9 protein-coding genes are annotated in these 10,954 nt (G+C 31.7%); all 9 read right to left on the reverse strand.

From position 1 onward, the window contains the following. Positions 1-1,534: 1,534 nt before the first annotated feature. The 9 genes from AAC053_RS12200 to trmD all read right to left on the reverse strand — a co-directional run bounded on the left by AAC053_RS12200 (position 1,535) and on the right by trmD (position 10,817). Complete coding sequence (locus AAC053_RS12200) at positions 1,535-1,771, reverse strand: DUF6095 family protein (RefSeq protein WP_339757006.1); 237 nt, start codon at positions 1,769-1,771, stop codon at positions 1,535-1,537. Beyond that, the gene (murQ, locus tag AAC053_RS12205; RefSeq protein ID WP_339757009.1) at positions 1,755-2,579 is read right to left on the reverse strand and encodes an N-acetylmuramic acid 6-phosphate etherase; all 825 of its coding nucleotides are present in this window, start codon (positions 2,577-2,579) and stop codon (positions 1,755-1,757) included. The genes AAC053_RS12200 and murQ overlap by 17 nt, the downstream gene beginning before the upstream one ends. A gap of 119 nt (positions 2,580-2,698) precedes the next feature. Continuing rightward, positions 2,699-3,514: a DUF4249 domain-containing protein gene (locus AAC053_RS12210; protein ID WP_339757012.1), complete on the reverse strand. Its 816-nt coding sequence runs from the start codon at positions 3,512-3,514 to the stop codon at positions 2,699-2,701. A 3-nt stretch (positions 3,515-3,517) separates the two neighbouring features. Further along, positions 3,518-5,890 carry a TonB-dependent receptor gene (locus AAC053_RS12215; protein ID WP_339757015.1) on the reverse strand — a complete coding sequence of 791 codons (2,373 nt, stop codon included), beginning with the start codon at positions 5,888-5,890 and terminating at the stop codon, positions 3,518-3,520. 151 nt (positions 5,891-6,041) lie between these two features. After that, positions 6,042-8,261, reverse strand: a complete 2,220-nt coding sequence (locus AAC053_RS12220; RefSeq protein WP_339757017.1) for an NADP-dependent isocitrate dehydrogenase — start codon at positions 8,259-8,261, stop codon at positions 6,042-6,044. Positions 8,262-8,410: 149 nt separating this feature from the next. Next, entirely contained in the window at positions 8,411-8,617 is a 207-nt protein-coding gene (locus tag AAC053_RS12225) for a pentapeptide repeat-containing protein (RefSeq protein ID WP_339757020.1), read from the reverse strand. Between the two features lies 1 nt (position 8,618). Further along, entirely contained in the window at positions 8,619-8,978 is a 360-nt protein-coding gene (locus AAC053_RS12230; protein ID WP_339757022.1) for a pentapeptide repeat-containing protein, read from the reverse strand. A 683-nt stretch (positions 8,979-9,661) separates the two neighbouring features. Then, positions 9,662-10,012: a 50S ribosomal protein L19 gene (rplS, locus tag AAC053_RS12235; RefSeq protein WP_339757025.1), complete on the reverse strand. Its 351-nt coding sequence runs from the start codon at positions 10,010-10,012 to the stop codon at positions 9,662-9,664. Positions 10,013-10,139: 127 nt separating this feature from the next. Next, positions 10,140-10,817, reverse strand: coding sequence for a tRNA (guanosine(37)-N1)-methyltransferase TrmD (gene trmD / locus AAC053_RS12240; RefSeq protein ID WP_339757028.1), 678 nt, complete (start codon positions 10,815-10,817; stop codon positions 10,140-10,142). Positions 10,818-10,954 lie beyond the last annotated feature (137 nt).

Here is a 10,954-nt window from a genome sequence, read left to right on the forward strand (position 1 = left end):
ATCATATAATAGCATTTTTAACAAAGATAACACATATCTAAGTTAGAACTTAGCTTATAATAACCAAAATGGTAAACAAAGAGAAAGTATATCACAAACAAATTATATGCAACTAACTCACCTGCTAAACGCAGTTCGGCTTTGAGAACGAAGATACAAAAAGTGTAAGATAATGAGCTTTAGTTTCGCGCGTCCACGCGAGACTGAAGTTTATTAGCCGACACGCTTGGCGAATTTTTTTTTAAAATTTGATAAGTGAGCCACTTTATTGGATCGAGAGTTCGATGAGTCGAATCAAATTACTTTTAGCAACCGATGGCTTACGATTTTCCTCGATGGGCAGTTAAAAGTTGAAGATTCTAAATAAGCCTTAATGCAATTTGGTTTAGCTGGTGAGATGGAGGCCATTTTTGTCAGTTTTTCGCTGAATGTATTCCATCGGATTTGTATATGGAAAGTTGCGGGTTTGCGTGCGAGGATTTTCCGAAGGAAAATCAGACGTAGCAAACGTGCAACGACCTTTTGATTAAGCTAAAATAAGCAATTTTTTATATACGTTGTTACCTCTAGTTATTACTTTTTAGTTCTTGGTTTTGTACAATTCAATTCGGTATGAGTTAATTCCGATTGCTTTTCATTCCACAATTTTTTCAATTCCGATTGAGTAAACAATTCCGAAAGTAGCTCAATTCACGCACAGTTCGGTTTTCATTTACTTTCTAAATTCCGCAAACAAACTAAAAAGTCAGCAGCTAGAAATTCACGTTTGAGTGATAATTCTGCAACTGGCTAAAGTCAAATTTTGAGTGATAAATTTAGCGTTTTATTCGGCTTTAATTCCGCGATTTTCAATTCAGATTTTTTCAGATTTGAGTGAGCTGCGTAATTAGAGGTAACTACTGACCTCTATAATTCTATTTAACAGCATCCATAAATAAATGAGGCAAGACATAACATATACAAAGGTCATAAATCTTGATGCTATCAGTTAAAGGTATAATAAACCTATTTTTTATAATATTTATGTACATAAGTTAGTCTCTAATGACACGAATCGTTTTTATTTTCTCATCTGTCTTTATTGGTTTTGTCCTTTTTTGCTAGCTCTTTTTAGAAGTATATCAGTTCTGCAACGTTCTAGAGAAAATGATAAGTTTGTTAAAAGAGGTATATTACTAACTAGAAAATTGAAGATTTACAAATGAGTTGGTAGTTAATTGGTTAGTTTTTTATGTTTTGGTTGTCTATAACAAAAGCTTGTAAAATGTTACTGTCTATAAAGAAAATAGTGCTTTTGCATATTTAGTAATGACTATTTTATTTGCACATGAAGGTTATAGTGTTGAGTAGATTGGGACTATGAATATAGAAAAGTTCGTAAAATATAATGTAGAAAAATATAGATTATTTGATACTATTTTTAGGGCTTTTAGATGAACGTTTTAATAAACAAGCTAAGTAGTGTTTCGTTTGGTATATCAACAATATAGGTTTCCTAATTTATGTGAAGGTGTTTAATTTTTTAGTAGAATAATTACTCTTTAAACATACTGTCCATAATTGTCTTTAAACCTTTAAAAGCAAGGTATATAGCTAGAATACAGAGTATTGAAGCCACAATAAGAATTGGGATGTATAACGGTTTTTCAGGATTGCTTAATCCAACATAGATAAGCGTTGGACCTACAAACATCAATACCAAAGTCAATCCCATAGTTTTAATCCCTTTTACTAGAAGATCTTTGTCGGTTCGTTTAGTTTCCGTTTCCATGCTTATAATTTTGAATTGCTGTTCTAACGTTTTTGTATTTCTCTAATAAAGGTTGCGCTTCTTCGAAACTAATACCTAATTCTTTTGAAAGCATTTTGATGCCTCTGTCCACCAATTTATCATTACTTAATTGCATATCTACCATCTTATTCCCTTTTACTTTGCCTAACTGAATCATAGCTGTTGTTGTAATCATATTAAGGACGAGTTTTTGAGCTGTACCAGCCTTCATTCTTGAGCTTCCTGTAAGGAATTCTGGACCCACTATAACTTCAATCGGAAATTTTGACGTTAGTGATAACGGACTACTTTTATTGCAAGTAATACAACCAGTTACTATATTTTGCTCACTACATATTTTTAAAGCATGGATAACATAAGGTGTTGTGCCAGAAGCAGCAATGCCAACAACGACATCATTTTTTGAAATATTAAAAGCTTGTAAATCTTTCCAGCCTTGCGTAGTGGAATCTTCGGCAAATTCTACAGCGCTTCTAATGGCTGAATCACCACCAGCAATCAAACCTATAACAACATCATGAGAGACACCAAAGGTCGGTGGGCATTCAGAAGCATCTAGAATACCTAGGCGCCCACTTGTACCGGCACCTATATAAAATAATCGACCTCCGTTTTTTAATTTAATTACTATTTGTTCTATGAGTGATTCTATTTGTGGCAGTGCTTTTTCTACTGCTAAAGGAACCGTTTTATCCTCATTATTGAGATTAGTAATAATCTCATTAATAGACATGTTTTCGAGATTATTGTATTGAGAATCTTGCTCTGTAGTCTTAGTAAATAACATGTTTAAAGGTAATAAATAATTTTGACAGATGTGCTACTTTAGTGGTAGAAACGATGTCCTTAGACGCTAATACTTGAGATTTTATGATTTGTATATCTAAATGAAAAGACTAAAATAATTTATTCAATCGTGTAAACAACTTCATCTACCTCTGAGAGTCTAAAATACCCAAAAGGATAATTATCTGGGTTAGATTCATTAGTGCAATTTCCCCTAACAGTAGCAGGTTGTGTTTCGAAAGGGCCACTACCTTCAGCGCTGCCTTGCTGTAATAAAACATACATAAACTCATAAAAACGTTCAGAAACTCCATAGTTTCTAATGGTAACCTCATCTCCAGACTCCAAATCCTCTTCTGTGTAAAACCCAAATATTTGATTACCATTAGTGAATTCGTCGTTGTAAACTTCTAAGGTTGGAATTACAGGTACATCACTAATAAACTCAAAGAAATAATAATTTTCTTCATTTGCTGGATCTGTATAAAATACTTTTAGTTCTATATCCTCTCCTGTAAAACCACCTTCATTATTCTGTTCTATAAAATCTATTGACGGTACTGATTTTAATGTTTCTGTTGCAGTATATAAATCTCCTGCATAATTAATAGTTAGTGTATATGTTTCGTCAATGACGGGAATAAAAGTGTTATTTATATATATCCCAGTATTGCCATATTCAATGAAATTAAAGATGTTACTGTTGGTGTCAGAAATTTGAATATTAGCACTATTTGCTGGAGGGGTTGTTTCATTAAAGAATGGTGCAGATAGTGAAAGTTTTATACTTTGTTCATTTCCAGCTGTGTTTTTCAACCAATTAATAGATGCTTCTATAACTAATCGAGGTTCTGCTTCATTGAGGTTTATATCTACTACATCTTCACAATTATAACAAAGACAAAATAAAACAGCGATGTATATTATTTTTTTCATGAGTTAAAATTTAAAATTATATGAAACTGATGGCACTATACCAAAAATTGCAAGTCTAACAGCTTCATTAGTACCAGTTATTCTATTTTCTCTGAAAGATATACTAGCAGCATTCCTTCGGTTATAAACATTATAAATTCCAAAAACCCATTCACCTATAAACTTCTTAGAACTATCAGGATTAGGATTGTAATTTACTGCTAAATCTAAACGATGATATGACGGTAACCTACCTGAATTACGAGCTTCGAAACTCGGAATAACAATACTATTATATTGATATTGTCCATTAGGAAAAGTCGCTGGTTGGCCTGTTTGAACTAGAAAATTAGAACTAAAAGACCATTTTGTATTTAGTTTGTAACTACCAGTTAAAGAAATATCATGGGTTTTATCAAAAGCAGTATTGTACCATTCGCTATTATTGATTCCTGTTTCTGTCGCTATTCTTCCAGGTGTTCTTTGTTCTGATTTTGACAATGTATATGCGAACCAACCTTTTAATTTACCTTCATTTTTTCTTAAAAGGATTTCTAATCCGTAGGCTCTAGCTTCACCATTTAATATGACTTGTTCAATAGCATTGTTAGCTATTAAATTAGCACCATTTATATAATCGATTCGATTCTTAATGGTTTTAAAAAAACTTTCGATTTCTAAAGAGAATTTATTGTTTTTCAAAGTTTTAAAATAACCTAATGCAACCTGGTCTAAAAGTTGTGGCTTTACATATTTTCCGCTTGGAGTCCATACATCTAGAGGAGTTGGTGAGCTTGTATTAGAAAGTAAATGCAAGTATTGACTCATACGATTGTAGCTTGCCTTTATTGAAGTATTATCATTGAGTTGATACGCAATAGCTAATCTAGGCTCTATATTGGCAAAAGATTTAATAACATCTTTTTTACTGTAGTTTTGGGTACTTATAGGATTGGCTTTTTCATAGATACCAAGATCTTCATTAAATAGTACAGGATTGTTATTTTCGTATATATTTATTTCGTCTTGTCCTAAACGAAGAAATGTGCTAAAACGCATGCCATAACCCACTGACAATTTATTACTTAATTTATGTTCTGCATCAATATAAACAGCATTTTCAAATGCATATTTATCAATGAGTTTAAAAGGGTTAATACCAGAACTTTCGGTTGTAGGATTAATTTCACCTGGATTAAATTTATAATAGATACTATTTAAACCATATTCTAGCCTGAAACTATTACTGATATAATGCTTAAAATCGTATTTAATATTAAAATTCCTAATTCCAGATTCCCAATCAAATTCTACAAAATCTAATTTAAGTCCATAATAGTAACCCGAATATATTAACGATAAATTAGAAAAGAGTTTATCTGAGAATAAATGATTCCATCTAAAATTCACAACCGCGTTTCCATAGGTGTTTTCGAAACTATCGGCTAATTCAAATACGTCTCGACCAAAATAGGCAGAGAGGAAAACACTATTATTGTTATTTAGTCTATAGCTCAGTTTGGTGTTAAGGTCATAGAAATATGCCACATTGTCTAAATCGAAAAGTGGTAAGAATAGATGTGCATAGCTACTCCGACCGGCTAACAGAAATGAACTCTTGTCTTTTTTTATAGGACCTTCAGCCAGAAGACGGCTAGAAATTAACCCAATACCACCATTCATATGAAACTCATTGCTGTTTCCTTCTTTTTGATAAATATCTAGTACTGAAGAAGCACGCCCACCATATTTTGCAGGAATACCACCTTTGTATAATTTAATATCCTTAATAGCATCAGGATTAAATACAGAAAAGAAACCAAATAAATGCGAAGAGTTAAAAATAGTTGCTTCATCTAAAAGAATAAGATTCTGATCTGCTGCACCACCTCTTACATTAAAGCCAGATGAACTTTCACCTGCATTTGTTACACCAGGAAGTAGTGTGATTGATTTAATAATGTCAACTTCACCTAAAATCACAGGCATATTTTTTATCGTTTTAATAGATAAAGCGTTGACGCTCATTTGTGGGTTTTTAATGTTTAGTTTTTCAACATCTTCAGTTATCACAACTTCGTTAAGGTTTTCTATAGATTCTATTAGCTTAAAATTCTTTGATAAATCCGAATTCAACTCTATAGTTTCTAAAATCGTAGTATAGCCTAAATAACTAATCTGAATTTTATACGCTCCATAAGGTAAGGTAATAGAGTAGAAGCCATATTCATTAGTCATAGTACCAGATTGTAAATTTGGGACTATAATATTAACGCCAATAAGTGTTTCATTACTTTGGCTATCAGTTATGGTTCCACTTAGCGTAAATTTTTCTTGTGCTTTAAGAAGCAAAGAAGAACATAATAAAAAAAAGATTAGAATTCTTTTAATATGCATTATCATAAATTATAAATAATTTTCTGATTGATGATTTTAGATATAGACATTTCAAAAATAGAAAAGGTTGTCTAGTTACTCAAAATTAAATTAAAAGAATAAAAAAAGCTTCTTTATAGAAGCTTTTAACATAACCTAATCCTTGTCTTTATTAATTTAAAATAGTATTTAATAAAGTACTAGGTCGCATTGCATTACAAGCTAAAGTTTCAGTAGGTAAGTAGTAGCCCTCTATATTAACAGCAGCTCCCTGACAATCTATAAGTTCTTTAATAATCGCTTCTTCATTAGAAGATAAGGCATTAAAAACACTTGTAAACTCAGATTTTAAATCTGCATCGTTATTTTGATTTGCCAATGCTTCTGCCCAATAAAGCGCTAAGTAAAAATGACTACCTCTATTGTCTAGTTCATTCACTTTTCGAGAAGGGCCTTTTTTATTTTCTAATAATTTATCTGAAGCATCATCTAAAGTTTCTCCTAAAATTTTTGCTTTCTCGTTACTGTTAACTTTTGCAAAATGCTCAAGAGAAACTGCTAATGCTAAAAATTCACCTAATGAATCCCAGCGCAAATGATTTTCTCCAACAAATTGCTGAACGTGTTTTGGTGCAGAACCACCAGCTCCTGTTTCAAATAAACCACCACCATTCATTAACGGAACAATAGACAACATTTTAGCACTTGTACCAACTTCTAATATTGGGAATAAATCGGTTAGGTAATCTCTCAATACGTTTCCTGTAACAGAGATAGTGTCTTTTCCAATCTTAATACGTTCTAATGTAAAATTAGTCGCTTCGATAGGTGATAAAATTCTGATATCTAACCCAGAAGTATTATAATTAGGGAGGTATTGATTTACCTTTTTTATCAATTCTACATCATGAGCTCTTTTTTCATCTAACCAGAATACTGCTGGAGTTTGTGAAGCTCTTGCTCTTGTTACGGTTAGTTTAATCCAATCTTGAATAGGTGCATCTTTAACCTGGCACATTCTCCAGATATCTCCAGCTTCAACATTATGACTTGTTAAAATCGTATTTGTAGTATCAATAATTTCAACTTTACCGTTTAATGAAATTTCGAAAGTTTTATCATGAGACCCATATTCTTCAGCCTTTTGAGCCATAAGTCCAACGTTAGGAACGGTTCCCATTGTTGTTGGATCAAATGCTCCATGTTTTTTACAAAAATCTATCGTAGCAATATAAACACCAGCATAACTACTATCAGGTATTATCGCTTTAGTATCTTGTTGTTTTCCTTCTGCATTCCACATTTTACCAGATGTTCTAATCATTGCAGGCATTGACGCATCTATAATGACATCACTTGGTACGTGAAGGTTCGTAATTCCTTTATCAGAATTTACCATGGCTAAATCAGATCCGTTCTCAAAAGCCGTTTTTATATCTGCTTTAATCTCATCTCTTTTTGCCTGTGGTAGTTCTTCTATGTTTTCAAGTAGATTACCAAATCCATTATTTAGATCAACACCTATTTCTTTAAAAGTTGTAGCATGTTTTTCGAATAAGGATTTAAAATATGTCTTAACAGCATAACCGAAAATTATTGGGTCAGAAACTTTCATCATCGTGGCCTTCATATGCAAGGACATTAAAACACCTTGTGCTTTGGCATCTTCCATTTCTAATTCTAAGAAACTTAATAATGCTTTTTTACTCATAATTGTAGCATCAATTATTTCGCCACTGAGTAAACCTAAGTTGTCTTTTAATAGTGTTTGAGTACCAGATGCATCTGTATGAACTATTTTTACATTTGTGGCATTAGCAATAGTTAAAGACTTTTCATTATGTGCAAAATCTCCATGAGACATTGTTGCGACATGAGTTTTAGAATCTGATGACCAAGCTCCCATGCTATGCGGATTTTTTCTGGCATAATTTTTAACGGCTTTTGGAGCTCGTCGGTCTGAATTTCCTTCTCTTAAAACAGGGTTTACAGCACTACCCTTAATTTTATCGTAACGTAATTTGATTTCTTTTTCTGTAGCGCTTTTTGGATCATCTGGATAATTTGGAAGTTGAAACCCTTTTGCTTGTAACTCTTCTATAGCGTCCTTAAGTTGTGGAATAGATGCACTAATATTTGGAAGTTTTATAATATTAGCTTCTGGTTTTTTTACTAATTCACCAAGTTCAGCTAAGGCATCAACAACTTTTTGATCTTCTGTTAAAAAATCTGGAAATGTTGCTAAAACTCTAGCAGCTAATGAGATATCTTTAGTTTCTATGGTAATGTCTGAAGACTTTGTAAACGCTTTAACAATTGGTAAAAATGAACGGGTTGCTAAGGCTGGTGCTTCGTCGGTTTTTGTGTAAACAATCTTTGCTGTCTTTGTCATAGGGCGTAAAATAATTGGATTGAATAGTAGCTTATTTTTAAGCTGAGCAAATATACAAAAATGATATTATTTTGCTAGTATTAGATTAACAGTAAACAGTTATATATTTTATTAAATGACAATAAAACGAACATAATTAAAGTGTTATTTTATTCTAATATTAAATGAACTAAGTAGCCCAAAACAGTTGTCTTTTGAAAAAACGCATTTTTAATTTGATTGCTTGAAGGGTTGATAGAGAAATTATAGGCTGTAGAGAAGTCTGCATTTTCGAGATTAGTAATATCAAAAATCGCGCCCTTTAAATTGCAGTTTAAAAAAAAAGTGTTTTTAGCTTTTTGTTTCTGTAAAATCAACCTAATTAATTTTACAATTTAAAAATTTAGTACCGTTAATTTTTAATCGATTGAAGGAACTTAAGTTTAAAGAGCAATTAGTAAAACTAAAAGCGAGTAAGAAATCGTTACAGTTTTGAAATAATACACCAACTAATTTGCAATCCTTAAAACTAACATCATTAAAAGTTGTATGCATTACATTAATATTACTAAGGTTACAATCGATGAATTTACATTCTAAAAAGAAACTATTAGAGAGATCTGAATTCTCAAAATTACAATTTGTAAATATGCAATCAATATATTCTCCTTTAGAGAGTATATCTTTTGTGTAATTCTGACTTTTAAAATTTTGATTGTCTATTAGTGGAAGGTTCATACAACAAGAATACGATTTAAATTTAGTAGAACACAAAAAGCCATATCACTACAGTAAAACTGCTCTGACATGGCTTCTTTTTGAAACATTACTTACGTGACCTATTTAGTTTTCACTAACTCAGCTGTATGGTTTGCACCATCATCTTTTTCAGTTCAAGCTTTTTTGCTTCAATGAAACGTTTCATATCTTTCAAAATGTATTGACTTGATACTACTAAGTTTCTTAAGTTTGTTTTTTTTGATGTTTTTTCTTTATCATTCACTTGCGTGTTTAATACTTTCAAAAACATTGCTCATCCTTTTCATGTGCACTTTCGATTCCATTACTTCTTCTAAGCTTTTCACTTTATACTTACAACCTACAATGCATGTTATAAGTATTTGGTTTCATGATTAACTTCCCAACACTTGCTTACACAAGCGGTTCGCCAACCTCAAAAAACAATCTCATTAAATAAAGAACGTTACTCTATCAACAATTTAACATAAATTCAAAATTACTTTTAAAACCAAACCAGGTTTGTTGTTAATTGTTTAGCTAAAGTAAGTTACATTTACTAAAAAACAATTTTTTTAACTGTTTAGATATAAACATCTTATAAACCGTAGTTATTAACAAAAGTTCATAAACTAAAAAAAGCTCTCAAATTTGAGAGCTTTTTAATAGTTATGTAAGTTAAATTATCTTCTAACTTCTTTAATTCTTGCTTTCTTACCAGTAAGACCTCTAAAATAGAAAATTCTAGCTCTACGTACTTTACCTCTTTTGTTAACTTCAACTTTCTGTAAAGCAGGTAAGTGAACTGGGAAGATACGCTCTACACCAATTATACCTGACATTTTACGGATAGTAAACGTTTCAGAAGACCCTGTTCCTTTACGTTGTAATACTACTCCTTTAAAGAACTGTGTACGTGTTTTACTTCCTTCCTTAATTTCGTAATACACAGTGATTGTATCACCAGCACTAAATTCTGGAAAGTCTTTACGGGTTACAAATTCGTCTTGTACAAATTTTACTAAAGAATTCATTTTGTTTTTTTTATAATAGTTATTCCAAATTAACATTCACGATTCTCGCCAGAGGTTAATCTAAAATTGGGTGCAAATATAATTATTAATCGGTAATTGACAATTAATAATGAATAATTTTAATAGCTTAATCTTCAAGTAAATCTGGTCGTCTCTCCTCAGTTCTCTTATAGGCTTGTTCTTCTCTCCATTTTTCAATTTTCGGAAAGTTGCCACTAAATAAAACTTCTGGTACTTTTAAGCCTTTATACTCTCTTGGTCTTGTATAAATTGGTGGTGCTAATAAATTATCTTGAAACGAGTCGGTTAGGGCAGAAGTTTCATTGCCCAATACTCCAGGTATTAATCGTATCACAGCATCGCAGAGTACTGCAGCACCAAGTTCTCCTCCAGATAAAACATAATCACCTATTGAAATTTCTTTGGTAATGAATAAATCTCTAACCCGTTCGTCAACACCTTTATAATGACCACAAAGGATTATAATGTTCTCCTTTAATGATATATGGTTGGTAATACCTTGATTAAGTTGTTCACCATCTGGTGTCATATAGATGACTTCGTCATAACTACGTTCTGCTTGTAGTTTAGTAATACATTTGTCAATAGGTTCTATGAGCATTACCATACCAGCTCCGCCACCAAATTGAGTATCGTCAATAGCTTTATAGCCTCCAGTTGCGTAATCTCTTAAATTATGAAAGTGTACTTCTACTAAACCGGCTTCTATTGCACGTTTTAAAATAGAAGCTTCAAAAGGGCTTTTTAAAAGTTCTGGTAATACGGTTAAAATATCTATGCGCATTGTTTCTTTAAATAGGATGCAAAGATATGTTTAATTGGGGAAATAATTATCGGCTTTTTAACTCAGTTCTTTATTGTCACACGTTTTTATTTCCAATAGCTTATTTTTTTTGTATTAACATAAATTGGTATAAATTC

Origin of the sequence: uncultured Winogradskyella sp. (assembly GCF_963975125.1) — a bacterium.
GTDB lineage: Bacteria > Bacteroidota > Bacteroidia > Flavobacteriales > Flavobacteriaceae > Winogradskyella.